Origin of the sequence: Rhizobium sp. NPDC092011 (assembly GCF_044756305.1) — a bacterium.
Lineage (GTDB): Bacteria > Pseudomonadota > Alphaproteobacteria > Rhizobiales > Rhizobiaceae > Rhizobium.
Map to the genome: position 1 here is coordinate 775,312 of NZ_JBIVSO010000002.1, position 23,989 is coordinate 799,300.

At 59.1% G+C, this 23,989-nt stretch carries 21 protein-coding genes and 1 tRNA gene; 17 read left to right on the forward strand and 5 right to left on the reverse strand.

Annotation, left to right across the window (positions count from 1 at the left end; translation table 11 throughout):
- Positions 1 to 25 precede the first annotated feature (25 nt).
- The gene (locus ACIQJ2_RS12165) at positions 26 to 1,069 is read right to left on the reverse strand and encodes an NAD(P)-dependent alcohol dehydrogenase (RefSeq protein WP_199086072.1); all 1,044 of its coding nucleotides are present in this window, start codon (positions 1,067 to 1,069) and stop codon (positions 26 to 28) included.
- Between the two features lie 198 nt (positions 1,070 to 1,267).
- On the opposite strand from ACIQJ2_RS12165, the gene ACIQJ2_RS12170 reads away from it, so the two are divergent.
- Positions 1,268 to 2,179 carry an AraC family transcriptional regulator gene (locus ACIQJ2_RS12170; RefSeq protein WP_199145835.1) on the forward strand — a complete coding sequence of 304 codons (912 nt, stop codon included), beginning with the start codon at positions 1,268 to 1,270 and terminating at the stop codon, positions 2,177 to 2,179.
- A 19-nt stretch (positions 2,180 to 2,198) separates the two neighbouring features.
- Here ACIQJ2_RS12170 and ACIQJ2_RS12175 read toward each other — a convergent pair whose 3' ends face one another.
- Positions 2,199 to 2,690 carry a hypothetical protein gene (locus ACIQJ2_RS12175; RefSeq protein ID WP_400668874.1) on the reverse strand — a complete coding sequence of 164 codons (492 nt, stop codon included), beginning with the start codon at positions 2,688 to 2,690 and terminating at the stop codon, positions 2,199 to 2,201.
- 180 nt (positions 2,691 to 2,870) lie between these two features.
- On the opposite strand from ACIQJ2_RS12175, the gene ACIQJ2_RS12180 reads away from it, so the two are divergent.
- Both ACIQJ2_RS12180 and ilvC read left to right on the forward strand, forming a co-directional pair.
- A complete protein-coding gene (locus tag ACIQJ2_RS12180) occupies positions 2,871 to 3,521 on the forward strand; it encodes a TetR/AcrR family transcriptional regulator C-terminal domain-containing protein (RefSeq protein ID WP_092855439.1) in 651 nt (216 codons plus the stop codon).
- A 44-nt stretch (positions 3,522 to 3,565) separates the two neighbouring features.
- Positions 3,566 to 4,585, forward strand: a complete 1,020-nt coding sequence (ilvC, locus tag ACIQJ2_RS12185; RefSeq protein WP_400668877.1) for a ketol-acid reductoisomerase — start codon at positions 3,566 to 3,568, stop codon at positions 4,583 to 4,585.
- Between the two features lie 68 nt (positions 4,586 to 4,653).
- Here ilvC and ACIQJ2_RS12190 read toward each other — a convergent pair whose 3' ends face one another.
- Positions 4,654 to 5,241 carry a class I SAM-dependent methyltransferase gene (locus ACIQJ2_RS12190; RefSeq protein ID WP_199145829.1) on the reverse strand — a complete coding sequence of 196 codons (588 nt, stop codon included), beginning with the start codon at positions 5,239 to 5,241 and terminating at the stop codon, positions 4,654 to 4,656.
- Between the two features lie 158 nt (positions 5,242 to 5,399).
- Here ACIQJ2_RS12190 and ACIQJ2_RS12195 point away from each other — a divergent pair, with 158 nt between their 5' ends.
- Positions 5,400 to 6,629, forward strand: coding sequence for a PLP-dependent aminotransferase family protein (locus ACIQJ2_RS12195; RefSeq protein WP_400668882.1), 1,230 nt, complete (start codon positions 5,400 to 5,402; stop codon positions 6,627 to 6,629).
- A 20-nt stretch (positions 6,630 to 6,649) separates the two neighbouring features.
- Here ACIQJ2_RS12195 and ACIQJ2_RS12200 read toward each other — a convergent pair whose 3' ends face one another.
- Positions 6,650 to 7,708, reverse strand: a complete 1,059-nt coding sequence (locus tag ACIQJ2_RS12200) for an aldo/keto reductase (RefSeq protein WP_400668885.1) — start codon at positions 7,706 to 7,708, stop codon at positions 6,650 to 6,652.
- Between the two features lie 173 nt (positions 7,709 to 7,881).
- Between ACIQJ2_RS12200 and ACIQJ2_RS12205 the strand changes: the two genes are divergently transcribed.
- From ACIQJ2_RS12205 to ACIQJ2_RS12255, 11 genes are all read left to right on the forward strand, one after another.
- On the forward strand, positions 7,882 to 8,862 hold the full coding sequence (locus ACIQJ2_RS12205) for an ABC transporter substrate-binding protein (RefSeq protein WP_400668888.1): 981 nt from the start codon (positions 7,882 to 7,884) through the stop codon (positions 8,860 to 8,862).
- Between the two features lie 17 nt (positions 8,863 to 8,879).
- Complete coding sequence (locus ACIQJ2_RS12210; RefSeq protein WP_400668891.1) at positions 8,880 to 10,574, forward strand: ABC transporter permease; 1,695 nt, start codon at positions 8,880 to 8,882, stop codon at positions 10,572 to 10,574.
- Positions 10,562 to 11,593 (forward strand): ABC transporter ATP-binding protein, encoded by a 1,032-nt coding sequence (locus ACIQJ2_RS12215; protein WP_400668894.1) that lies wholly within the window; start codon positions 10,562 to 10,564, stop codon positions 11,591 to 11,593. The genes ACIQJ2_RS12210 and ACIQJ2_RS12215 overlap by 13 nt, the downstream gene beginning before the upstream one ends.
- A 78-nt stretch (positions 11,594 to 11,671) precedes the next feature.
- The gene (locus ACIQJ2_RS12220; protein WP_400668896.1) at positions 11,672 to 12,667 is read left to right on the forward strand and encodes an isopenicillin N synthase family dioxygenase; all 996 of its coding nucleotides are present in this window, start codon (positions 11,672 to 11,674) and stop codon (positions 12,665 to 12,667) included.
- Between the two features lie 64 nt (positions 12,668 to 12,731).
- Positions 12,732 to 13,847, forward strand: coding sequence for an endonuclease/exonuclease/phosphatase family protein (locus ACIQJ2_RS12225; protein ID WP_400668899.1), 1,116 nt, complete (start codon positions 12,732 to 12,734; stop codon positions 13,845 to 13,847).
- Entirely contained in the window at positions 13,844 to 14,581 is a 738-nt protein-coding gene (locus tag ACIQJ2_RS12230; RefSeq protein ID WP_400668901.1) for an NUDIX hydrolase, read from the forward strand. The genes ACIQJ2_RS12225 and ACIQJ2_RS12230 overlap by 4 nt, the downstream gene beginning before the upstream one ends.
- Positions 14,582 to 14,649: 68 nt before the next feature.
- Entirely contained in the window at positions 14,650 to 15,567 is a 918-nt protein-coding gene (locus tag ACIQJ2_RS12235) for a PhzF family phenazine biosynthesis protein (RefSeq protein WP_400668904.1), read from the forward strand.
- A 124-nt stretch (positions 15,568 to 15,691) separates the two neighbouring features.
- A tRNA-Lys gene (locus ACIQJ2_RS12240) sits at positions 15,692 to 15,767 on the forward strand.
- Positions 15,768 to 16,537: 770 nt separating this feature from the next.
- On the forward strand, positions 16,538 to 17,326 hold the full coding sequence (locus ACIQJ2_RS12245) for an aminoglycoside adenylyltransferase family protein (RefSeq protein WP_400746529.1): 789 nt from the start codon (positions 16,538 to 16,540) through the stop codon (positions 17,324 to 17,326).
- 535 nt (positions 17,327 to 17,861) lie between these two features.
- Positions 17,862 to 19,322, forward strand: coding sequence for an FAD/NAD(P)-binding protein (locus tag ACIQJ2_RS12250; protein WP_400668910.1), 1,461 nt, complete (start codon positions 17,862 to 17,864; stop codon positions 19,320 to 19,322).
- Between the two features lie 313 nt (positions 19,323 to 19,635).
- Entirely contained in the window at positions 19,636 to 20,106 is a 471-nt protein-coding gene (locus ACIQJ2_RS12255) for an Rrf2 family transcriptional regulator (protein WP_199148437.1), read from the forward strand.
- 32 nt (positions 20,107 to 20,138) lie between these two features.
- On the opposite strand, the gene ACIQJ2_RS12260 is transcribed toward ACIQJ2_RS12255, so the two are convergent.
- A complete protein-coding gene (locus tag ACIQJ2_RS12260) occupies positions 20,139 to 21,347 on the reverse strand; it encodes an SfnB family sulfur acquisition oxidoreductase (protein WP_199148436.1) in 1,209 nt (402 codons plus the stop codon).
- A gap of 195 nt (positions 21,348 to 21,542) precedes the next feature.
- Here ACIQJ2_RS12260 and ACIQJ2_RS12265 point away from each other — a divergent pair, with 195 nt between their 5' ends.
- Positions 21,543 to 22,142: an RBBP9/YdeN family alpha/beta hydrolase gene (locus ACIQJ2_RS12265; protein WP_400668915.1), complete on the forward strand. Its 600-nt coding sequence runs from the start codon at positions 21,543 to 21,545 to the stop codon at positions 22,140 to 22,142.
- A 370-nt stretch (positions 22,143 to 22,512) separates the two neighbouring features.
- Positions 22,513 to 23,928 (forward strand): FAD/NAD(P)-binding protein, encoded by a 1,416-nt coding sequence (locus ACIQJ2_RS12270; RefSeq protein ID WP_400668918.1) that lies wholly within the window; start codon positions 22,513 to 22,515, stop codon positions 23,926 to 23,928.
- Positions 23,929 to 23,989: the final 61 nt, after the last annotated feature.

The following is a 23,989-nucleotide window of genomic DNA, read 5'->3' on the forward strand; positions in this document are numbered from 1 at the left end:
CCGCTTAGGACGCCGCCTTTTTTATTCATGCCAGCGAGGCGATATCGATGACGAAGCGGTAGCGGACGTCGCTCTTCAGCACGCGCTCATAGGCTTCGTTGATCTGCTGGATGCTGATCTTCTCGATCTCGGAGACGATATTGTGCTCGCCGCAGAAGTCGAGCATTTCCTGGGTTTCCTTGATCGAGCCGATCATGGAGCCTGAGAGGCTGCGGCGGCCGGGGATCAGCGAGAAGGCATGCACCGGAACCGGGTGCTCGGGCGCACCGACGACGACCATGCTGCCATCGAACTTCAAGAGGCCGAGATAGGCATTCCAGTCGACTGCGATACCGACCGTCATGATGATGAGGTCGAAGGTGCCGGCGAGCTTCGTGAAGGTCTCGGCATCGCTGGTCGCATAGTAGTGGTCGGCACCGATCTTCAGGCCGTCTTCCTTCTTCGAAAGCGTCTGGCTGAGAACCGTGACATCGGCACCCATGGCATGGGCCAGCTTGACGCCCATGTGGCCAAGGCCGCCCATGCCGACGATCGCAACCTTCTTGCCGGGACCGGCCTTCCAGTGGCGCAGCGGCGAATAGAGCGTGATGCCGGCGCAAAGCAGCGGTGCGCCTGCGTCGAGCGGGATATTATCGGGGAAGGAGAGGACATAGCCTTCCTTGACGACGATGCTATCGGAGTAACCGCCATAGGTCGGCGTCTCGCCGTCTGCTTCGACATCGTTGTAGGTCTGAACTACGCCGGGCATGTAGTGCTCGTAATCCAGGTCGCGCGTGGCGCAGGTCGTGCAGGAATTGACGAAGCAGCCGACGCCGACGCGATCGCCGACCTTGAACTTGGTGACTTTCGAACCGACGGCAGTCACGACGCCTGCCACTTCATGGCCCGGCACCATCGGGTATCTCGAATTGCCCCACTCGTTGCGGGCCTGGTGGATGTCCGAATGGCAGACGCCGCAATATTGGACGGAGATGACGACATCGTCTTCGTTGGGATTGCGGCGCTCGAAAGTGAACGGAGTAAGCGGCTTGGACGCGTCGGTCGCGGCATAACCCTTTGCGATAGGCATGGGAGATTTCCTTGTTTTCGGAGGAGGTGGGAGCGAAATTCGATGCCTGACTATGCAACGGGAAAAGGCCGAAGCGTTAGAGCGATCCTGCAAGCTTTATGTACGATCCTGCGAATCTAAATGCGCGTTGGGTCTTTCACGATCGGACGACGTTACCTAGATAAGTCTCGATATCCACTCCAAAACAATCGGTTGCACATGACGCTGCCTTTCAATCCCAATCAGGAACTCGCATCCATCGTTGCACGTTTCGCCACGGGAGATGGGGAGCATCAAACGCCGATAGACAGTCTTCATCTCTATCGGCAATCGGCGGTGACAGTCTGGCAACATGGGGCCTACCGGCCTTGCTTTGCCGTTGTGGTTCAGGGTCGCAAGAGCCTGACGATCGGTGCCGAAACCTATCACTACGGCGTCGGCGAGTATATTTTGACCGCGCTCGATCTTCCCGTCTCGACGCAGGTCACCAATGTCGGCAGCGATACGCCTTATCTGTGTTTCGGTATGGCGCTCGATAGCGAGAGACTGAAAGAGCTGTTGTCGCGCGTCAGCGTTCCGCGCCAGGCGCTGACGGCTGAGCCCGTGCGCGGGATCGCGGTGAATACGGCGTCGCCGGAATTACTGGATGCGTCGTTGCGGCTGCTCAGGTTGCTTGATCGCCCGGAAGACATTCCCGCTATGGCGCCATTGATCGAGCAGGAAATTCTCTATCGCCTGCTGACCGGGCCGAATGGTCCTCGGCTCTTGCAAATCGCGATGGCGGAGAGCCAGAGCAACCGCGTGGCGCGTGCCGTCGCATGGCTGCGCGGCAACTTCGAGCAGCCTCTGCGCATCGAAGATCTGGCCGAGCGGGTCGGCATGAGCGTTTCTTCACTGCATCACCATTTCAAGACCGTCACCGCTTTGTCGCCGATGCAGTATCAAAAGCAGCTTCGCCTGCATGAGGCGCGGCGGTTGATGATCGTCGAGCAACTTGATGTCGGGTCGGCCGGTCATCGGGTCGGATATCAAAGCCCCTCGCAATTCAGCCGGGAGTACAGCCGCCTCTATGGCCTGCCGCCGCTGAAGGATGTCGAGGCCATGCGCAATAGCGTGGTCGCTGCAGAGTAGCTTCTGCCGTAAAAGGACGTTAGCTGATGGGTGTGCCGCAACTGCCGCCGTTCCAGGTGTAGCTCGGAGTCGCGTTCTGCGGTCCCCACAGACCTTCGAAACGACGGTAGCCGGCCTCGAAGCGGATTGTCAGCGAGCCCATCCCATATCTGTCGAACCAGCGCAGTGTTCGAACCGTGCCAGGAGTCTTCCCGACTTCCGAGAGCGTGCCCGCCGTCGTGTTGCCGTCATCGTCGAAACGATATGTCCCCGATAGGTGACCCCTGGCATCGACCTGCAGCGACGTTTCAACATCCACCAACCGACCGCTGGAAAGAAGCTGGCCGCAATAGTGGCCGGCAGGTTGGGCTGGCGATTTGGCTGCCGCATTCGCCGACCCTGGCAAGTGGAATAGTGCGGCTGTTATGCAGATGCCGATAAGTCGAGCGATTGTTTGGCCTTTGCCTCTTTGCCTGTGCCCAGCGGCCCGCGCCGGCCGCGTCTTGCAGGGATGGCTGAATATGGACTTCATCAATGGATCTCAGCAGCAATAAAGGGGCCGACAAGGTCTATTCGCTCCATGCCCGGCATGACAACCACCCCTCAATCTTTTTAGCGCAGTGCAGCAACGAATTCCGCTTGACGACCGTTGCGGCGTGCTGCATAACGCCTCACGAACCGTACCGTACGGTACGCATTTGGGAGTAGCATCGTGCTGAGCGAAGTAGGACAGTCGAGCGAGTTTTCGCCGCGCCAGAACGCCGTTCTGGAACAGGCGCTGCGTCTCCTCGTCGACGGCGGCGAAAAGGCGCTGACGACCTCTGGCGTGGCCCGCGCCGCCAATTGCTCCAAGGAAAGTCTTTATAAGTGGTTCGGCGACCGCGACGGTCTGCTATCGGCGATGATCGCCTATCAGGCGAGCAAGGTGCGCACCTTCGAGCGCAACGGCGAACGTCTGACGGTGTCGAGCCTGCATGATCATCTCGTCGTCTTTGCCCGCGATCTGCTGGAAGTTCTGGCGGGTGACGTGTCGCTGGCACTGAACCGCCTGGCGATCGGCCAGTCGAACCGCGACGGATCGAAGCTCGGCAAGCTTTTGCTAGAGCGCGGCCGCCGGCAGATCGACCGCCGTGCCAGCGGCCTGATCGATGCCGGCAAGCGGGCAGGGCTGCTTCGCTTCATGGATGCCGACGAGGCATATCACACGTTTTACGGGCTCATCGTTTCCGATTTGCATGTCCGCATGCTGCTCGGCGAGCCCGGTTTGAAGGATTCCAGCCGTCAGGCGGAGAAGGCTGTTACTGCCTTCCTCAAGCTTTACGGCACGGAAAAGGTTTTGGCGGAAGCAGCGGCGACCGTCTGAGCAGATCCAAGTTTACACCAGACAAGCAAAGGGAAGGACAAACAATGCGCGTCTATTACGATCGTGATGCCGATCTCAACCTCATCAAGTCGAAGAAGGTCGCCGTCATCGGCTACGGTTCGCAGGGCCGCGCTCACGCGCTGAACCTGAAGGACAGCGGCGCACAGAACGTTGCGATCGCGCTCAAGGCCGGCTCGCCCACGATCAAGAAGGCAGAAGCCGATGGCTTCAAGGTCATGACCGTTGCCGAAGCTGCTGCCTGGGCCGACCTGATGATGATGGCGACCCCGGACGAACTGCAGGCAGACATCTACAAGGCCGACATCGCTCCGAACATCCGCGACGGCGCTGCTATCGCTTTCGCGCACGGCCTCAACGTTCACTTCGGCCTCATCGAGCCGAAGGCTTCGGTTGACGTCGTCATGATCGCTCCGAAGGGCCCGGGCCATACGGTTCGCGGCGAATACCAGAAGGGCGGCGGCGTTCCTTGCCTCGTTGCCGTTCACCAGAACGCTTCCGGCAATGCCCTTGAACTCGCTCTCTCCTACGCCTGCGGCGTCGGCGGCGGCCGTTCGGGTATCATCGAAACCAACTTCCGCGAAGAGTGCGAAACCGACCTCTTCGGCGAACAGGTCGTTCTGTGCGGTGGTCTCGTCGAGCTGATCCGCGCTGGCTTCGAAACCCTGGTCGAAGCTGGTTACGCGCCGGAAATGGCCTATTTCGAGTGCTTGCACGAAGTGAAGCTCATCGTCGACCTGATCTATGAAGGCGGCATCGCCAACATGAACTACTCGATTTCCAACACGGCTGAATGGGGCGAATACGTCACCGGCCCGCGTATCATCACGGCTGAAACCAAGGCCGAAATGAAGCGCGTCCTGAAGGACATTCAGACCGGCAAGTTCACCTCGGACTGGATGCAGGAATATCGTTCGGGCGCAGCTCGCTTCAAGGGCATCCGCCGTCTGAACGACAGCCACCAGATCGAAGAAGTCGGCTCCAAGCTGCGCGGCATGATGCCTTGGATCGGCAAGAACAAGCTGGTCGACAAGTCGGTCAACTAAGCTTTCGGCACTGCCGGAATAGAGTGAGGCCGGGGCAATGCTCCGGCCTTTCTGCTTCTGCTCACAGCCTATTTTCGGGCTGAGACGTAAAGCCATTTCGTAGGCTTGCCATCGAAGCCGCCACCGTCTGCTTCATTGATGATGATGTCTTTCCAGCCACCGGTGTTCAAGATCGCGCCAAGCCATTCGACCGAAGGATAATTGTAGTAGCGGCCGAGAGTGTCCTGCCCTTCTGCGTCTCCAGCCTTGAAGCTCGAATGGAAGATGCCGCCATCCTTCAAGGCGTGCAGAATCCGGTCGAAGATATTTGCAAGGTCGGAGCGCGGTACGTGAAGGAGACTAGCCTCCGCCCATATGCCGTCAAAAGCAGTGCTGGCGTCGAGCGTCTCGAACCGCATGATCCGGACGGGCCTGCCGATCAGCTTCTCGGCTTCGTTGGCGAGCTCCGCCGAACCGTCTGTCGGCGTGATGTCGAAGCCACGCGACAGCATGTAGGCCGCATCCTGACCGGCGCCGCAACCGAGCTCCAGGATGGATGCACCCACGGGTAAGGAATCCAGAAATGCATCCAGCCTCTGCCTGGGCAGGTTACGTTCGCGCGCCGCATAGATGCTGGCGTTTTCAGCGTAAAACGATGAAGTCGGGTCCGTGCTCATGATTTCTTTTGACTCAGTTACTCGGGTTCAGGGGCTTATTCCTATCAGGAAAAATTGCGATTCTCAGAGGCAATGAAAACAAATTAGGTCAGCATTGTTGACTTATCTTTTGTTGCGTGATTTTGTCTCGGAAAGACCGAAAATTACGAGGAAGCCCCATGTTGAATTGGGAAAATATCTTTGCGACGCGTTCGAGCCGTATGCGCGCCTCCGAAATCCGCGAACTGCTGAAGCTGCTGGAGCGGCCGGATATCATCTCGTTTGCCGGTGGTATTCCCGATCCGGCATTGTTTCCGGATGCCGAATTCAAGCAGGCTTATGCCGACATCTTTTCCGGTCCGACCGTCAACGCTGCCCTGCAATATTCGGTCAGCGAAGGCTACAAGCCGCTGCGCGAATGGCTCGTTGGGCAGATGGCGGCGCTCGGCGTCCCTTGCGAACTTGAAAACGTCTTCATCGTTTCCGGTTCGCAGCAGGGTCTCGATTATCTCGGCAAGCTCTTCCTGTCGCCGAACGATACGGCACTGGTGACGGCGCCGACCTATCTCGGCGCCCTGCAGGCCTTCAATGCCTATGAGCCGACGTATGACCAGCTGACGCCGAACGGCAACCGGACGCCTGACTCCTACAGCGCTGCCGCCACGAAGGCAGGCGGCAGGGTCAAGTTTGCCTATCTCTCAGCCGATTTCGCCAATCCGACTGGTGAAACGGTCGATCTCGCAGCCCGCGAGAAACTCATCGATCTCGGCGACGAACTCGATATCGCCATCATCGAGGATGCCGCCTATCAATCGCTGCGTTATGACGGCGAGGCGATCCCACCGATCCTGGCGCTGGAAATCGCGCGCAAGGGCAATATCAACGATACGCGCACGATCTATTGCGGCAGCTTTTCCAAGACCTTGGCGCCGGGCCTTCGTGTCGGCTTCGTCGTTGCCAATGCGCCTGTCATCCGCAAGCTGGTGCTGATGAAGCAGGCGGCCGACCTGCATTCCTCGACCATCAACCAGATCGCCATCCATCAGGTTGCCGAACGTGGTTTCGATGCGCAGGTTGCCAAGGTCCGCAAGACCTATAGCCACCGTCGCGACTGTATGCTGGCGGCGCTCGCCAAATATATGCCACACGGCGTCAGCTGGACGAAGCCGCAGGGCGGCATGTTCGTGTGGATCACCCTGCCGAAGGGTATGGACGGCGCCAAGCTGCTGGCAAGGTCGCTTGAGACAGCGAAGGTTGCCTTCGTTCCCGGTCAGGCCTTCTTTGCGGATGGCACAGGCGCGAATACGTTCCGCGTCAGCTTTTCGTGCGCCAATGACGAGATGATAGAAGAAGGCATTTCGCGGCTCGGCAAGTTGATATCGAGCGAGATCGGGGCGATGGCGGCCTGAGCCGCCACGCCGTTTTCAATCTACTTCGCCAGATGCGGGCCGATCAGAGAAAGGTCGGCCTCGCTGAGCCGGTCGCTGGCGGTATTGCGCTGGTGCCAATAGGGATACATCAACGGCGGCAGGCTGACATCGTCGAGACGCTTGCGCTCCTCATCGGTCAGCTTTAGCTCGGCGCTGGCGAGGTTGTCCTTGAACTGTGCCTTGTTACGGCCGCCGACGATGACCGAGGTGACGCCTTTGCGGCCGATGAGCCAGGCAAGCGCGACTTGGGCCGCCGAGACGCCGCGACCGTCGGCGACCTCCACGAGTGCATCGACAATATTCCACAGGCGGTTTTCGTCTCGGATCGGCGGTTCCGTCCAGCCGGCGAACTGGCGCGTGCCCTCCGGCGTCGCCTGATTGCGGCGATGCTTGCCTGAGAGCAGTCCGGCGGCAAGCGGGCTCCAGACGAGGATACCGAGGCCTTGGTCGATGCTGATGGGAACAAGCTCGTTTTCGGCGTCGCGGGCTTCGAGCGTATAGTGGATCTGCTGGCTGACGAAACGTTCGCGCTTGTCGCGCTCGCTGACGCCGAGCGCCTTCATGATGTGCCAACCGGAGAAATTCGAGCAGCCGATGTAGCGGACCTTACCTTGGCGTACCAGGGTGTCGAGCGCTTCCATCGTTTCTTCGAGGGGCGTCTGTCCGTCCCATTCATGCACTTGATAGAGATCGATGACATCGGTCTTCATGCGCTTCAGGCTGGCTTCGCAGGCCTGGATGAGATGCTGGCGGGAGGAGCCGACATCGTTGACGCCGGGACCCATCGGGAAGCGGGCCTTGGTAGCGATGAGCAAGCCGTCTTTGCGCCGACCACCGATGATCTCGCCGATGATTTCTTCCGAAGCGCCCTGCGAATAGACATCCGCTGTGTCGAGCAGGTTGACGCCGGCATCCACGCACATGTCCACGAGTTTCTTTGCTTCCTTGACGCCGAGATCGCCGGTGGCTTTTGCCCAACCGACGCCGCCGAAGGTCATGGTGCCCATGGTGATGGTGGAAATTTTGAGGCCGGAGCGGCCAAGCAGGCGATATTCCATAGATCTTTCCTCCTCGATCCCATCTGATATTTGCATGTCAGGAAATAGGGACAGATGACGGCGGTCAAGATTCAATCATCATACCAAGGACAATCTGTGCAAATTCAACTGTCACAATCATGTTAAGCCGCGCGTCTAGACAACCCTCCTACAACTCAGCCGAGGACGTTTTTATGAAGACCTTTGTTTCCGCCTTTGCCGGCCTGTTGGCCCTCGCTCTTTTCTCCGGCACCGCCAGCGCCGCTGACCTGGTCCTTTATACCAGCCAGCCGAATGCTGATGCGCAGGCCACCGTAGATGGCTTCATGGCGGCCAATCCCGGTATCAAGGTCGATTGGGTTCGCGATGGCACACCGCAGATCATCGCCAAGCTGCAGGCGGAAATGCAGGCCGGCGCACCAGCCGCCGATGTTCTTTTGATCGCCGACACCGTGACACTCGAGCGGCTGAAGGAAGCAGGCAAGCTGCTTGCTTACAAGTCGCCGGAAGCCGCGAATTACGATGCTTCGCTTTATGACGCCGAAGGCTATTATTACTCCACGAAACTGATCACGACCGGCATAGTCTACAACACTGCCGCGTCGCTCAAGCCGGCAAGCTGGCAGGATCTGGTCAAGCCGGAAGCCAAGGGCCTTGTCGCCATGCCGAGCCCGCTTGCTTCCGGCGCTGCTCTCATTCATGCGCAGACGCTTGCCGGCGTCGGCAGCCTCGGCTGGGACTACTATAAGAACCTCGCCGAGAACGGCGCTATCGCCTCGGGCGGTAATGGCGCTGTGCTTAAAGCTGTTGCATCCGGCGAGAAGGCCTATGGCATGATCGTCGACTACATGCCGATCCGGGAAAAGGCCAAGGGTGCTCCGCTGGAGTTCGTCTTCCCGAAGGAAGGCGTTTCGGCCGTTACTGAACCGGTCGGCATTCTCGCCAGCACGCAGCATGCCGATGCCGCCAAGAAGTTTGTCGATTACGTGCTCTCCGAAAAGGGCCAGGAAGGCTTCCTGAAGCTCGGCTATATTCCGGCCCGCAACGGCACGCCGTTGCCGGAAGGTTTTCCGGCACGTGACAGCATCAAGCTTTTGCCGTTGAATGCAGCCGATGCTCTCAAGAATACGGATCAGGACCTGAAGACCTTCTCCACCTACTTCAAGTCGAAGTAATCCGGCCCGGATTTTAGATGTACGGATATGTACGTAGGGGAAACAGCCAGCCGGCCTGGCTGTTTCCTTTTGTTGTTGCCGTCGTCCTGCTGCTCAGCGTTCTGCCGCTGGCGCGGCTGGCAATGGTCGGTGTCGAGGCGTTGCTGAGAGGCGGCACCTATGAGCTCATCACCGATCCCGCCCTTTGGCGTTCGGCATGGTACACGATCGAAACAGCCTTACTCGGCACGATCGTTTCTGTCGTTCTCGGCTGCCTCTTCGCATTCCTGCTGACTCTGACCGATCTTTCCGGCAGGGGCCTGCTCGGCTTCCTCTTCGTGCTGCCGATGATGATCCCGCCACAGGTGACCGCACTTGCCTGGGTGCAGATGTCCGGACCATCGAGCCCCTTGCTGAAAGCGTTGCACATAGCACCGCCGCTTGGATCGCCGCAGCCGCTTTATTCCATCGGCGGCATTGCGTTGCTCTATGGCGTACAGCATGCCCCGCTGGTGTATCTCGCGCTGCGGGCCGGCCTGATGGCGCTGCCGCGCGATGGCGTCGAGGCCGCCAGGCTTTCGGGCGCGTCCGGTCTGCGCGTCTTCCGCGATATCATCCTGCCCTTGTCTTTGCCCGGCGTCATCGCTGGAGCGGCAATCGCCTTCGTCTCATCGATCGGCAATTTCGGCATTCCCGCAATCCTCGGCATACCCGCATCGATCTACACGTTGTCGACCCTGATCTTCACCAAATTCTCCAGTTTCGGGCCGCGCACCTTCGGCGACATCGCCGTGCTGTCGACGATGATCGCGGTCATTGCGGTTGCCGGTCTTGCCGTGCAGAGCAGGGCTTTGAAGGGACGCGACTATCGCGTCATCGGCATTTCCGGTGCGACGGCCGCCTTTTCGCTCGGCCGCTGGCGCTATCTTGCCTTGCCCGTGCTCTGCGCCATCCTGTTCGTCATGCTCGTCGCGCCCTTTCTGGCGCTGGTCGCCGGTGCGCTGGTGCCGACCTATGGTGTGCCTCTGACCTTCAAGACGGCATCGCTGAACGCATTCACCGAGATCCTGTTTCGGCAAACGGTCACGCGCACCGCCTTTTCCAATTCCCTGTTCCTGGCAAGCATGACGTCGCTCGGTCTCCTGCTGGTGACAGTGCTTGCCGCCTATGCTTTGACGCGGCGCAAGGACATGCTGAGCCGCATCGTCAGCGGCATGATCGAGATCCCTTATGCGCTTCCGGGCATCATCATTGCCGTCTGCTTCATTCTCGTGTTCGCTGCACCTCTGCCGATCCTCAACATCACGCTTTACGGGACGATCTGGATCATCCTGCTTGCCTATTTCTCCGCTTACTTTGCCGTCAGCCTGAAACCGGTCATGAGTGCCTTCCTGCAGCTCGATCCGGCGCTGGAGGAGGCTGCTCGGCTTTCGGGGGCAGGCTTTTCCCGCCGGCTTCTCGATATCATCGTGCCGCTGATCGCTCCTGCGGCCGGTGCCTCGGTAATTCTCGTTTTCCTGATCGCCTGCAACGAGTTGACGGTTTCGGCGCTGCTCTGGTCGGCCGGCACCCAAACGCTCGGCGTCGTCATCTACAATCTCGATGATGGCGGCAGCGCCGATCTCGCCTCCGCCATGTCGGTCATCGTCATCGCCATGGTCGTTGTCATGATGGTGCTTCTGGAAATCATGGCCAAGCGCCTGCCGAAAGGAGTTGTGCCTTGGCGAAGCTGATCCTCAATCACATCAGCAAGGATTTCGGCACAGGCGGACGCGCCGCCGTGAATGCCTTGTCGCTCGACGTTCGCGAGGGCGGCTTCCTGGCACTGCTTGGTCCATCCGGCTGCGGTAAGACGACGGTTCTCAGGATGATCGCCGGCTTCGAGCAACCGACGGATGGGTCCATCCACCTCGGCGAGCGCTTGCTGGCGGATGCCGCAAACATGCTGCCGCCGGAACGGCGCAACATGGCGATGGTGTTCCAATCCTACGCGCTCTGGCCGCATATGAACGTATCGGAGAATGTCGGCTATCCGCTGAAGGTGCGCGGCATCTCCGGCGAACGCTACCGTGAGAAGGTGCGTGAGGCTCTTTCGACCGTGCGTCTCGGCGATTATGCGGAGCGGCGACCCGCTGATCTCTCTGGTGGTCAGCGTCAGCGCGTGGCGCTTGCTCGCTGCCTGGTGACATCGCCCGACGTCGTGCTGCTCGACGAGCCGCTCGCCAATCTCGACCGTCATCTGAAGAAGGAGATGGAGGAGACATTCCGCGAGTTTCACCAGCGTTCGGGCGCGACGATGGTCTACGTCACGCATGACCAGAGCGAGGCCATGGCGCTCGCGACCGACGTTGCCGTCATGTCTGAGGGACGGCTGTTGCAGATGGCTCCCCCGGCGGAGATCTATGCGCGCCCCGAAGGGCGAATGGTCGGTGGCCTTGTCGGGCAGGGCGCTATTCTTTCGCTCTGCCTTCCTAGTGGTGGGCTGCGTCGCATCGACTGGTCGTCCTTCCGGGGCCTGTGGGGCAGCCGGGCGGACGGCTCGGGGAGTGCCGATATTCTGGTGCGGCCCGAAGATGTGGTTGCCGATGCGGCAGGCATTTGCTGCCGGGTTGTTTCCGTTCTCTATGAGGGCGAGCGCTATGCGCTGAGGCTATCAATGCCGGATGGGCAGGTGCTGCGCGCCTATAGTCGCGAGCCGGTTGCCGCGGGCGACGACTATCCGGTTGCCATTCGCTCTGCATGGCGGCTTTGAGTGGACAGGGGACAAGATGGTTGTTCCCCGTCGCCTCCTATGATTGATTTACTTCGACGTCACGAATGGGAGTCGCGTATGTCCGATCATAGTTTTCCGATTTTCGATCTCGGCGCCTTCGAGGCTGCCGACCATAACGAGAAACAACGGCTCGGCGCAGAAGTGGATCGGATATGCCGCTCTACCGGCTTCCTGGCAATTGCCAACCACGGCGTTACCGACGCCGTTATCGGCCAGGTTTGGAAGAAGATGCAGGCATTTTTCGATCTGCCGCCCGAAACGAAACAGCGCGCCAAGACGCTCTATCCGGGCTATCCCTATGGTTATCTCGGGCCGGGCACCGAGGCGCTCGCAAAATCGCGCAATGTCGACACGCCGCCGGACCTCAAGGAGAGCTTCAATGGCGGCCCGCTTTCCGTTCCCGCAGGCATGAGCGATCCTGATGCGCTCGGCTTCTGCTATGCCGCCACCATCTGGCCGGATGGCCCCGATGGATTCGTCGAGGCATGGAAGGCCTATTACGGGGCGATGGAGGATCTGGCGGCGCGTATCATGCGGGTATTCGCAACCGCGCTCGGCCTCGACGAGCACTTCTTCGATTCCTATGTCGATGCGCCGATCAGCGCACTGAGAGCACTGAATTATCCCGAGCAGCACGTGCCGCCGCAACCCGGCCAGCTTCGTGCCGGCGCGCATACCGATTATGGCAGTTTGACGATTTTGTTGCCGCAGCCGGGCTCGAAGGGGCTTGAGATCATCGCGCCCGATGGCAACTGGACGCCGGTGCCGCCGGTGGAGGGCGCCTTCGTCATCAACATCGGCGACCTGATGGCGCTCTGGACCAATGATCGCTGGGTTTCTACGGTGCATCGCGTCGTCAATCCGCCACCGGAAGAGGGTGGCATGCAGCGGCGACAGTCGCTTGCCTTCTTCCACCAGCCGAACTGGTTTGCCGAGATTGCCTGCCTGCCCTCATGCCTGAAGGAAGGGGAAGAGCCGAAATACGCGCCTGTTCTTTCCGGCCCGTATCTGATGGGCAAGTTCAAGTCGACCGTTACCGCCAAAGCCGGCTGATGTGAAGTAATAAGCCGGCTCACAGTCTTTTCGTAAATTGGCTTCTCGTAAATTGGAATGCTTCATGTCCCTGCGTCTCGCGACATTCAATGTCGAAAACCTTCTGACACGTTTCGATTATACCGGTTTTCGCAATCAGCTGCGGCAGGATCGCGTGTTGCAGATCTTCGATGTCCGCAATGAAGAGGTCTATCAGCAGCTGGAAGCGGCGCGCGTGGTTGCCGCGACCGACGACACCCGACAGATGACGGCGCTTGCGATCGCTGACGCCGATGCGGACATCATCTGCCTGCAGGAGGTGGACAACATGGCCGCGCTGCAGGCGTTCGAATATGGCTATCTCTACCGCATGGTGGGAAATGGCTATCGCCAGAAATATCTGATCGAGGGGAATGACAGTCGCGGCATCGACGTCGCCGTCATGATGCGTGAGGAAACGCGTGACGGCCAGCCGATCGTGCTGAACGACATCAAGAGTCACGCCATGGTGACTTACGGCGATTTTGGCATTTTCACCGACGAGCTTGCGGAGCTTGGCCACCATGCAGAAGACAAGATCTTCAAGCGCGATTGCCTCGAACTGCATCTTCATATCGGTGGCGTGCCGTTCTCGCTTTACGTGGTCCACCTCAAATCGATGGGGCCGGCGCGTGAAGGAATGGACGGGCGCCACGCGACCATGCCGATCCGCCGGGCGGAGACGCTGGCGGTTCGTCGTATCATCGAGGATCGGTTTGGTGCCGGCCATACCGCGACGAAGAATTTCGCCATCTGCGGAGATATGAACGACTACCAGGAATGGATCGATGTCATCGGCACTCGCCGCACCGGCTATCGTTTCGAGCCGCGCACCGAGGACAATGAAAGCGCTCTCGACGTTTTCAGCCATGACGGCTTCGTGGAGAACGTCACGCGGCGGCGCGACGAATTGGATCGCTGGACGCTCTATCACGCACGCGGGCCGCAGGAGCAGCGGCTCTGCCAACTCGACTATATCTGGCTGTCTCCGGCGCTGGCGCGCGCGAATGCGACGCGCACTCCCGATATCGTCCGGTCGGGCCAGCCTTTCCGCACCATATTTCCCCCGGGGCAGGAGGTGGGGCGCTATCCGCGCGTCGGCTGGGATCGGCCGAAAGCCTCCGATCACTGCCCCGTCGTCATGACATTGGATTTGATATGACCGTTTCAGAACAGAACGACATGGCCGGCTGGCCGCCGGAAGGCAGCGTGTTTCCGGTTTCCCACATCGATCTCGCCGTTTCGCCCGGTGAGCATCCTTTTCATGTGCGTGAGGTGGAGGCGGTGCGGGAGAATTGGGCGAGGGAGATCGATGCCAATCCAGCGCTCTATGACGGCCGCATGGTCTTCCAGCATCACGTGTCAATCCGAGATGGGGTGGTCAAGGGCGAAGCCTATGTCACGCCGTTTTCGACCTTTCTCCTATGGCGCAAGCAGAGGGCGCGGGGTGGTTTTCATCTCTTTGCCTTTGCCGTGGCTATTTCGTCCGACGGAGCGCTGATTGCGATCCGCATGGCGCCGCACACGGCTAATCCCGGTCAGGTCTATTGCGCCGCCGGATCGATGGATGAGAGCGATATTGTCGACGGGCACTGCGATGTCGAAGGCAACATGCGGCGCGAGGTTCTGGAGGAGACCGGCCTGGATCTGAACGATGCGGTCGCCGAACCCGGCTATTACGGCACACATGTCGGCCGTTCGGTCACCCTTTTTCGCATTTTTCATTTTCCATGGACGGCTGATGATATGCTGCGGAAGATCGAGGCGCATATGCTGATTTCCGAAGAGGACGAGGTCGATGGGGCGGTCGCCATAAGATCGGCCGATCCGGCGGCGCATCACTACAGTCCCGCGATGCTGCCGATCCTCGCTTGGTTCTTCGGCAGAGGGAAATAGCTTGGGCTTGCGCTGGAGTCGCTGGCCGGTATGAATGATAGTGTCTTGAAGCGTGGATGGAGGCAGGATTGGCGCGCAGCTACAGTATCTATGATGTGTTTACCGACAGCAAGCTGGCGGGAAACCCCCTTGCCATCATCTTCGATGCCGAGGGCTTGAGCGACGAGGCGATGCAGGCGATTGCCCGAGAGATGAATCTCTCCGAGACGGTGTTCGTTCTGCCGCCGCAGAATCCTGCACATACCGCCAATCTTAGAATATTCACGCCCGGTCGCGAATTGCCTTTCGCTGGCCATCCGACGGTCGGAACGGCAATCGCGCTTGCGGAGAAGACCCATGCCAGCCATGGCGGCGATCTCGATCTTGTTTCCGTGCTGGATGAGCGGGTCGGCCCGGTCCGCTGTGCCATCAAGCTGCGTCAAAACAAGGCGAGTTTTGCCGAGTTCGATCTGCCGAGAAAATCGCAGCAGATTCCTCTGCCGCTCGACAGGGCTGATATCGCCAATGCGCTCAGTTTGAAGATTACCGAGATCGGCTTCGAGAACCATGTCCCGTCCATCTGGAGCGCCGGCGTGCCCTTCCTTCTGGTGCCGGTGCATGATGTTGGCGCTGCCGAAAGACTGGAGTTCGACCTGCAACTTTGGGAAAAGACCGTTCCTTTTGTGGATGGTGCGCTCGCTTCCGCCTTCGTTTATTGCCGCGGCGGCGTCAATCATGTCGCCAAATTTCATGCCCGCATGTTTCCTGTCGGGATGGGCATTGTCGAGGATCCGGCGACCGGCTCAGCCGTGGCGGCGCTCTCCGGTGCCATCAATCAGTTCGACGGACTGCCGGATGGGCATCATCCGGTTATCATCGAGCAAGGTATCGAGATGGGACGCCCTTCGCTGATTCACCTTCACCTCGATGTCGATGGCGGGCAGATCGCCAATGCCCGTATTGGCGGCCAAGCTGTGCGAATTGCCTCGGGAACTCTTGAGCTTTGATTTTAAAGGGTTTTCGGCGGCCGTCGAAATTTTTTTGAGAAATAATCAAAGAAAATTCGTCTGGCCGCTGGACAATCAAACCGATCCTATTTATATGCCCGGTCACGCCGCCAGCAAGCGGTACGGGTGATTAGCTCAGTTGGTAGAGCAGCTGACTCTTAATCAGCGGGTCGTAGGTTCGAGCCCTACATCACCCACCAAAAACCTCTTGAAATTGTTGAATAATAACAAAAATCTCAAGGGTTTTCGGCTGCGCGCATTTTGTGCGCTGGTTTTCTTCAACCGCCGCCGCCAAGCGATTTCCAAAGCGCGTCGCGATCTTTCAGATTCGCTTCATGCGCTTTAGCTCTTTGATTTCCCGCATGTCGTAGCCGCAAAAACCGCTGCACACTTTTGCGCGACATGCTTTAGGCGGCTCACCGCTGCCCATGGTTTGGGTCGCTGACTGCCCGCTTCAGCCCCATGCCTGTCGTGCGATCCGTCTCTCCAGCCGGTTATGCGCATTGCACGCGGCTCTGTTCCGCATCTCGGCCCCAGCTCAGATGGCTTGTCGACATGAAGGACTGGCGTCAGCGAAGGTGAAGCAAGAAGATCGTCGGTGCTGCCAGGAATATAGTGAAGAGGAATAGAGAGAGCCCATATTTCAGCTTCTGTATTCGCCGTGTCCTGCTGCCGTCCCAATCATATCTCATGCCTATATTTCCTCATGTGTGGAATCATGTCTGTAGGAGATATTGTCTCAAGCATCATTTGCGCGAAGCTTGTGATGGAAATACATGGAGATGTGAGGGGAAAAACATGGTTTTGTGCAATCATACATGGACGTGACCGCGGATCTTCTATTCGAAACCATGGCGCCTATTTCGCCGGGATCCTCGTGATATTCGGGAGAATAGGGGACATTGTGCGATCGAATATTTTGCTGGCGATCTCCCTTGGCTATAACGCGTCAAAATAGTGCGGAGGGATGATGGGGAACGCTAACATAACGCTTCCGCTCGAGGCAAAAGCGGCAATGTCGGTCGCCCGAGAGATCTTTGCCGATCATCTTCTTGCGATGTACCTGCACGGTTCGGCAGTCAGGGATGGGTTGAAGCCACAGAGCGATGTGGATCTGCTTGCCGTCATCGATCAGCCGATGACTGATGCGATTCGCGAGAAACTGGTTTCGTCCTTGATGAGGATTTCCGGCCGGCATCCTGTCAGCCCCGGCGGTCCGCGTTGCATCGAACTCATGGTGTTTCTCAAGGCCGATCTTTCCGAGCCGGCTTTTCCTGCTCGTAGCGAATTCGTCTATGGCGAATGGTTGCGCGAGGATTTTGAGGCTGGCGGAATTCCTGCGGCTGCCGTCGATCCGGAAATCACTCTCGTGCTTGCTCAGGCACGACAGGAGGCGCAACCGCTATTTGGGCCTGATCTCGATACCATCCTTTCCGAAATCCCGGATGACCAAATTCGTCGCGCGATGCGCGAGGGATTGCCGGTGCTTTTGGAGAGTTTGCATGGAGACGAGCGAAACGTGCTGCTCACGCTTGCTCGCATGTGGCGAACGACGGTGACGAGAGAGTTCGTTTCGAAAGGCGCTGCTGCCGACTGGGCTATTGAGCGCTCGCCAGAACATGTCGCGAAAGTGCTTCTACGCGCGCGCGATGCCTATCTGGGGAAGATAAGGGATGATTGGGCGGATTGCCCAGAGGAAACGCTGCAAGCCGCAGCTTACCTTCGTCATGAGACATGGGCACTATTAATGCCCGAATAGAGGCGTGCCGACCTTTCAAGCCGCCAGCTCAATCAACCCTGCTCATGCGCGCTCACGATATCAGGCGCACGTATCTTCGAGGCGTTTGACCCCCGGCAGTAAATCCCATGACCTTCAGGCCCGGGCCTAATGCTTTTTATGGCCGCCCTCCATGACGCTAAACACAAAGATGACTGCCAGAAGCAGTATCAACGTGTAGTCGAAAGCGGTGAGTAGACGAAACAGTTCCATGATGTTTCTCCTCCCGAAGAGAAAACGGATCAGAACAATCATTAGTATGTTCTTTTATTCGTTGTATGCCAAGTTTTTTACATCCTGCGGTGCAAAAACAATGTTGTGCGGGGCACAATTAAATACTTGTTTGCAAAGCTTTATTGGCCTCGCTTCTCAGGCTCGGTTGCAGGGCGCATGTGCGCTCGCCTGCGGATCGTGTTGTCAATAAAATTTATAGAGTATATCCTTATTGCGAACGGCAATTGCGATTGTTCGGCGAGCCGGGTGGCTTGGTGCCGATCAATCCGGAAGGAGTTGGCCATTGACCATTGGCTCTGACCATCAGACGCATGATCTGCCCGTTATCGCCATCGTCGGCGGCGGGGTATCCGGAACGGCAGTTGCATTTCATCTGCTGCAACGGCGGTCATTGCGCCCCGGTCAGCTTTTCATATTCGAGCCGCGCGAACGTCTTGGAGCGGGACTTGCCTATGACACGCGCGATCCCGCCCATCGCATCAATGTGCCGGCCGCCAGGATGAGCCTGCTCACCGATGACATCGAGCATTTTCAACGATGGATCCAGGAGAACGATGCGGTCGCCGACGATGATGACGCGCTTGCGGCCAATGGCAGCCTGTTTCCGCGCCGCGCCGTTTTCGGGAATTATATCAACAGTATGATACATCCCTTCGTCGAGGATGGGCGCCTTACCCACATCAGGCAGGGCGTCGAGCGCATCGCGCGCTCCGGACGCTCGTGGACGATTACCGGTGAAGACGGCCAGCGTGTGGATGCCGATATTCTCATCATAGCAACGAGCCACCCGTCGCCGCTGCCGCCACATTTATTAGGGGAAGTGCTCGCCGGCCATCCGCGCTTCGTCCCGGATCCGACCACGCCGGAGGCGCTTGTGGCCATCGGCGCTGATGATCGCGTGCTGGTGGTCGGCAATGGCCTGACGTCGGCCGATGTCATCGCCTCGCTTGAATTGCGGGGGCATAGGGGGCCAATCACCGCAATATCCCGTCGCGGCCTGCGTTCGCGCGGTCACGCCCGTGTGAAGCAGGAGCTGTTCGGCGACTTCGCCGATCATCCGTCGAGAACGGCAGTCTCCTTGTTGCGGCGTGTTCGCGCCGCCATACGGGAGGCGGAAGGCGAGGGGCGCAGCTGGCAAGGCGTCATCGATCAGGTAAGGGCGCAAGGACGGGACTTGTGGCAGGCACTGCCGCTCGAGGAGCGCCGCCGTGTCGTCCGGCATTTAAGGCCCTTCTGGGATGTTCACCGGTTCCGCGTTGCGCCGCAGGTGGAGGCTGTCAGCGAAGAGGCGATCGAAACCGGCCGGCTCGAAGTGCTTGCCGCCTCGGTTGCCGCCCTTGCGGTGACGGATGGTGTGGTCAATTGCAGACTCCGCCTCAGTCGATCGGAGCGAAGCATCGAACGGCAATATGATGCTGTCGTCGTCACGACCGGTCCGGGCCATCGCGGAATTCTGCAATCGCAGGACTGGATCGAGGCATTGGCGGGGGCCGGCTGTCTTGCGATGGATCCCACCGGGCTGGGACTTGCATGCGACACCCAATCGCGAGCGCTGGATGCGGCTGGCGCGATCGTGCCCTCCCTGTTCATCTCTGGCCCGCTGGCCCGCGGAACCTTTGGCGAGCTCATGGGATTGCCCGAAGTCGTCGAACATGCGGTTTTCGTTGCCGGTCAGGTGGCGGCGGCAATTGCCGAGCGTGAAAAGGAGCGTCGCGGGGCATATCCTGCCAGTAGCGCGGCTTGAGGCGCATGGCTATTCCTGAGCCCGTTGGCTGAACGTATGTCGAGTTTGGGATGTCTCGCATGGCGTTATCGCAAAACCGCCGAACATTTTGGCGAAACATGCTTCGAATCCAAGAAAAGCCGCAAAATCGTTGCTTGGGCGATACATCTGCCTAAATTTACTCATATAAACTATACAATTTGTGAGTTACTGTCTTGTTCGTCCGGGGTGGCAGGGTTACTTCCGCAATCCATGATGACAAGATCGGCCGGTTGAGTCTCTCTTGATCCAAGCCGGGTTTCCAACAATCGACTTTGCAGTAGAGCGGATAGCGATGCTTACGAAAAAAGGAAAATACGGATTGAAGGCGCTGGTGGATCTGGCGCGCCTGGCGCCCGGCGAAACCGCGTTCATCAACGATATCGCGCAGCGCAACAACATTCCGAAGAAGTTCCTTGATACCATCCTGCTCGAATTGCGCAATGCCGGCGTGCTGCGTTCGAAAAAGGGCCCGGGCGGCGGCTATTCCCTCTCACGTCCAGCCGCAGATATCCGCATCGGCCACGTCATTCGCACGCTGGACGGCCCGCTTGCGCCGATCCGCTGCGCCAGCCGTACGGCCTACGAAGCCTGTGATGACTGTTCCGATCCAGAGCGCTGTCAGGTGCGGCGCTCCATGACGGAGGTCCGCGACGCCATTGCCGAGATTCTCGACAACATGACCCTGGAGCAGTTCGTTGCCGGCGGCGGCCAAGGGATCGAGATCCAGGAGCAGGAAGACCTCCGCGCTTCGCATATCGGCTGAGTGTTTCGGCGGACCGGCGAAGACGGCAGCGATCACTCCCTCGTCGGCTTGATGCCGTTTAGATGATAGTTGCCGACGATCGCGTATTTCCGTCGCGCTGGGTCGTGCAGCGTATGAATCCGGGCATTGCGCCAGTGACGGTCGAGATTGAGGCCGATACGGGCAGCCGAGGCGCCGGCAAGGTCGAACAGCGTATTTGCCGTTTCCATTGCAATTTCGGCCGTCGTGGTTTGTGCCGCTGCAACAGAGAGTGCGGCGTCTATCACATGATCTTCGGTAAGATTGATCTGGGCGGCATCGATCTTGCCGCCGGCGCGCTCCACCATTGCGGTGGCGGCTTCGATGCGAACGGCGACTTCGCCTATCCTGGCAACGATCACCGGGTCGCTGACCGCCGATTTGGCGCCATTCTCTGCCCATGGATTGTTATGCGAGCGGATAAAGTCGATCGTGGCTGCCAGAGCGGATCGGGCAATGCCAAGATTGATGCCGGCGTGGGTTAGCCGATCCACGGAGTCGATGACGGTGCGCTGCTTGAATCTGTCGCTATGGACGAGCAGGGCATCGGCATTGAAATAGACGTTATGCAGGATAGCGGTACCGTTTCCGGAGGTGCGCTGACCGAAGCCGTCCCAGTCGTCGATGATCTGGATGCCGTCCGTGTTTCTCGAAATGACGGACACGGCGACATCGTCGCGCTCGTCGCGGACGAATACGGCGATCCAATCGGAAAACAGGATACTCGCAGAATGAAGGCTACGGCCATTGGCGCGGTAGCCGAGCCCTTCCTGGGTCAGCCGGAGATCGTCTTGATCGGCTCCATTGGCGCCAGTCTGCGAAAACATGCCGCTGAATCGGTCGCCGATGATGGCCCTTTCGAAATGGGATGCTTTCTGTTCCTCGCTGCCACCGATCCGCACGGCCTCCAGCACATGAAAATGCGCCTGCGGGATCTGCGCGATGGAGGGGTCGGCCTCGGCCAGAACCGCGACGACCTCCGTCAGCACGGAATTGGAAATATCGATGCCCCCATGTTCCGAAGGCACGGAAATGCCAAGCAGGCCGGATTGGGAGAGCATTTCGATTTCGTCGTAGGGCAGGACGCGGTTGATGTCGCGATCGCTGGCCTGTTGTGCGAAAGCGGCGGCTAGAGACCGCGCGATATCGAGCGCTTCCTCTTCGCTTTGAATGCGATGCGCGGGCTGCCTGACGCGTTCGTGTAACTGCGAAACAGTCCCCATTCATCACTCCATCGGCCGATGCCAGGTCGGTGTTTCAGGCAGGGTAAATCAGTAAGATCTTAATTTCTATAGACGTCGTATACAATGGATTTTCTTTGCTTATTCGCGCCGTGCCTTTCGGCATAATAGGGAGCAAATGGAAAAATTGTAAGCGCGCCGTTGGCTCAGGCGGGCACTTGCATGCAGGAGATTGCTATGGCCGCGACGTTGATCCTTCCCGGTTTAAACGGTTCCGCAGAGGGCCATTGGCAGCGCCACTGGGCGCGCGATGATGCTGCTGCAGCTATCGTGCGGCAGGCCTCCTGGTCGAAGCCGGTGCTGGATGAATGGCTGCAGGCGCTTGAAGGTGAGCTCGAACGAGTGGGAGACGCCTGGCTGGTTGCGCATAGCCTCGGGTGCCTGCTGGCGGCTCATCTCGCCAGCCGTCCGGCTGCGCGACACGTGAAGGGCGCCTTCCTTGTTGCGCCTTGCGACCTGGAACAGACCGAGCGATTGCATCCCGGCGTCATCGATTTCGTTGCGATGCCGACAGATCCCCTGCCTTTCAGAACCTTGGTGATCGGCAGCCGTGACGACCGCTACATGGATTTCGCCAGGCTTCGTCGGTACGCGGCGCGTTGGGGTGCGGAGCTGTACGATCTCGGACAGGCAGGGCATATCAATATCGAAAGCGGTTTTGGACGGTGGCGCGAAGGCTATCGGCTATTCTCGTCTTTCGCCCAAAAGACCGATCGCGGAGCGCCAAAAGACATCCAGCCGCAAGGCGTCTCGCGTGTAGTGACGGTGTCCGTTTGATCGGCTGAGATTGCCGCGCCGACAAGAAAGCACTTGCTTGCGACGCCTTTTCGCGCTTTCATATACGACTAAATAAGTAGACAATTGCAACAGTGCTGCTGCTCCTGACCCTTTTGTCGGTCGTCAAGCATGCAGCCGATTGCGGGCATCTGGTTCGAGATCAGAGTTGGACCCGCGTAGCGCATCTCTCTTGCGGCGGATGCGTCGAATATTGAGAACCGATGCGACGCTCGTGCGTTTTTCGGGCTGCAGCGAGTCGGTTGGCGAGCCACAGGCTACGGGGTTTCATGTCTCGCTGACGGCAACGGGTCGCCAAACTTGAGTAAACCCAGGAAAGCGTGATCGACCACCTCTTGCTACAGGAGTTGATATGACGGTTCAGGGATTTCTTTCCGCCAAGGCGAATGCGGCGAGCCGGGCTTACGCGATGCCCCGTATCGCCGTAATCGGCCGCGGCTTTTCCGGCATGATGATGGCGATCGCGCTGATGAAGACGGTTCGCTTTCCGTTTCATCTGCAGCTTTTCGATCCGAACTCCAGCGTCAGCGGCGGTCAGGCGCTGGCATCCGGCCACAGCAGCGAAATCCTGAACAGCCGTGTTCGCGATCTTTCCGTTTCTGCCGGCGATCCTGATGATTTCAATCAATGGCTTTGCGGCAACGCACCTTTTCGCAGCGCCGTCCCAGCCGCGATACCGGGCTTTCTCCAGATCTTCGTCCCGAAGAGCATTTTCAGCGATTATGTTTATCAGCGCTTTTCCGAGGCATTTTCCTCCCGGCGCGATGTGACCGTTCAGGTCAGTAGCGAAATGGTTTTCGGGCTGCGCCGTATCCGAGGCGAACGCTTCGTTGTTGAGAGCGATGGTGCGGTGAATGCGCCGTTCGACATGGTGGTGCTTGCAACCGGCTACGGCACGACCGATCAGGAAGCGCAAGATGATGATCTGACCAGCATTCCGACGACGGTGCGCGCTCGCCGCCTGGTTTCGCGTCCGCACACGATCCTGCTGGGCAGTGGCCTGCGCGTGGTCGATCGGCTGTTACAGATGCGCGACAATGGCTATACGGGCCAAATCACCATCGTCTCGAGACGCGGTTTCCTTCCGCAAAGTCATACACGCAGCAATGCCGATCCCGTCTTTCCCGTCGACGAGATGCCCAACCAGCTCAGCGGAATCGTCCGTTTCATTCGCCGGGCCTGCGAAGCTGCCGAGGCGGACGGGCAGAATTGGCAATCGATCATGAACGGCTTCCGCAAGCATGCCCGCTCCCTGTGGCGCTCTCTGCCCGCCGGTCAGAAGCAGCAGTTCAATCGCCATCTGCGGGCGCTGTATGACAGTCATCGCAATCGATTGCCGGAGGCGTTGCATGTCCGCCTGATGCAGGAGCTGGCGGAGGGCAATACCCTGCTGCGGCGCGGCCACCTGATCCGGCGGACGCCGACCGGATTGGTGCTGAGGCCAGCGGGAAGACAGGACACAGAGCAGCTCTATGCGGATGATGTGATCGACTGTCGTTGCCAGGCGCCCAATCTCAATGCGCCTTTACTGCGCAGTCTCATCGATGCCGGGCTGGCTGTACCAGACGAGCTTGGCCTTGGTCTGGCGGTTGAGGCCACGGGAGCGCTGGAGGTGGAGGGTGAAACGACGGGCGCGCTTTTCGCCATCGGTCCTTTGGGCCTCGGCAGTCTCCCGGACATAGACCTCGTGCCCGAAATCGTCACGCAGGCCTATGCGGCAGCCGAAAGCATGGCGGCGCGATTTCATCCGCAGTGCAAGGCAGTGTAGCCGCTTCCCGAATGTCAGGATGAACTGATCGGCGATGTCCAACGACAACCGAAGCGGATGG

Coding starts and splice junctions, on each gene's coding strand:
- ACIQJ2_RS12225 (WP_400668899.1), top strand. CDS start 12,732: ATGTCCCTGCGTCTCGCGACATTCAATGTCGAAAACCTTCTGACACGT.
- ACIQJ2_RS12230 (WP_400668901.1), top strand. CDS start 13,844: ATGACCGTTTCAGAACAGAACGACATGGCCGGCTGGCCGCCGGAAGGC.
- ACIQJ2_RS12170 (WP_199145835.1), top strand. CDS start 1,268: ATGACGCTGCCTTTCAATCCCAATCAGGAACTCGCATCCATCGTTGCA.
- ACIQJ2_RS12205 (WP_400668888.1), top strand. CDS start 7,882: ATGAAGACCTTTGTTTCCGCCTTTGCCGGCCTGTTGGCCCTCGCTCTT.
- ACIQJ2_RS12210 (WP_400668891.1), top strand. CDS start 8,880: ATGTACGGATATGTACGTAGGGGAAACAGCCAGCCGGCCTGGCTGTTT.
- ACIQJ2_RS12200 (WP_400668885.1), bottom strand. CDS start 7,708: ATGGAATATCGCCTGCTTGGCCGCTCCGGCCTCAAAATTTCCACCATC.
- ACIQJ2_RS12265 (WP_400668915.1), top strand. CDS start 21,543: ATGGCCGCGACGTTGATCCTTCCCGGTTTAAACGGTTCCGCAGAGGGC.
- ACIQJ2_RS12220 (WP_400668896.1), top strand. CDS start 11,672: ATGTCCGATCATAGTTTTCCGATTTTCGATCTCGGCGCCTTCGAGGCT.
- ACIQJ2_RS12195 (WP_400668882.1), top strand. CDS start 5,400: ATGTTGAATTGGGAAAATATCTTTGCGACGCGTTCGAGCCGTATGCGC.
- ACIQJ2_RS12260 (WP_199148436.1), bottom strand. CDS start 21,347: ATGGGGACTGTTTCGCAGTTACACGAACGCGTCAGGCAGCCCGCGCAT.
- ilvC (WP_400668877.1), top strand. CDS start 3,566: ATGCGCGTCTATTACGATCGTGATGCCGATCTCAACCTCATCAAGTCG.
- ACIQJ2_RS12245 (WP_400746529.1), top strand. CDS start 16,538: ATGGGGAACGCTAACATAACGCTTCCGCTCGAGGCAAAAGCGGCAATG.
- ACIQJ2_RS12175 (WP_400668874.1), bottom strand. CDS start 2,690: ATGAAGTCCATATTCAGCCATCCCTGCAAGACGCGGCCGGCGCGGGCC.
- ACIQJ2_RS12165 (WP_199086072.1), bottom strand. CDS start 1,069: ATGCCTATCGCAAAGGGTTATGCCGCGACCGACGCGTCCAAGCCGCTT.
- ACIQJ2_RS12270 (WP_400668918.1), top strand. CDS start 22,513: ATGACGGTTCAGGGATTTCTTTCCGCCAAGGCGAATGCGGCGAGCCGG.
- ACIQJ2_RS12190 (WP_199145829.1), bottom strand. CDS start 5,241: ATGAGCACGGACCCGACTTCATCGTTTTACGCTGAAAACGCCAGCATC.
- ACIQJ2_RS12255 (WP_199148437.1), top strand. CDS start 19,636: ATGCTTACGAAAAAAGGAAAATACGGATTGAAGGCGCTGGTGGATCTG.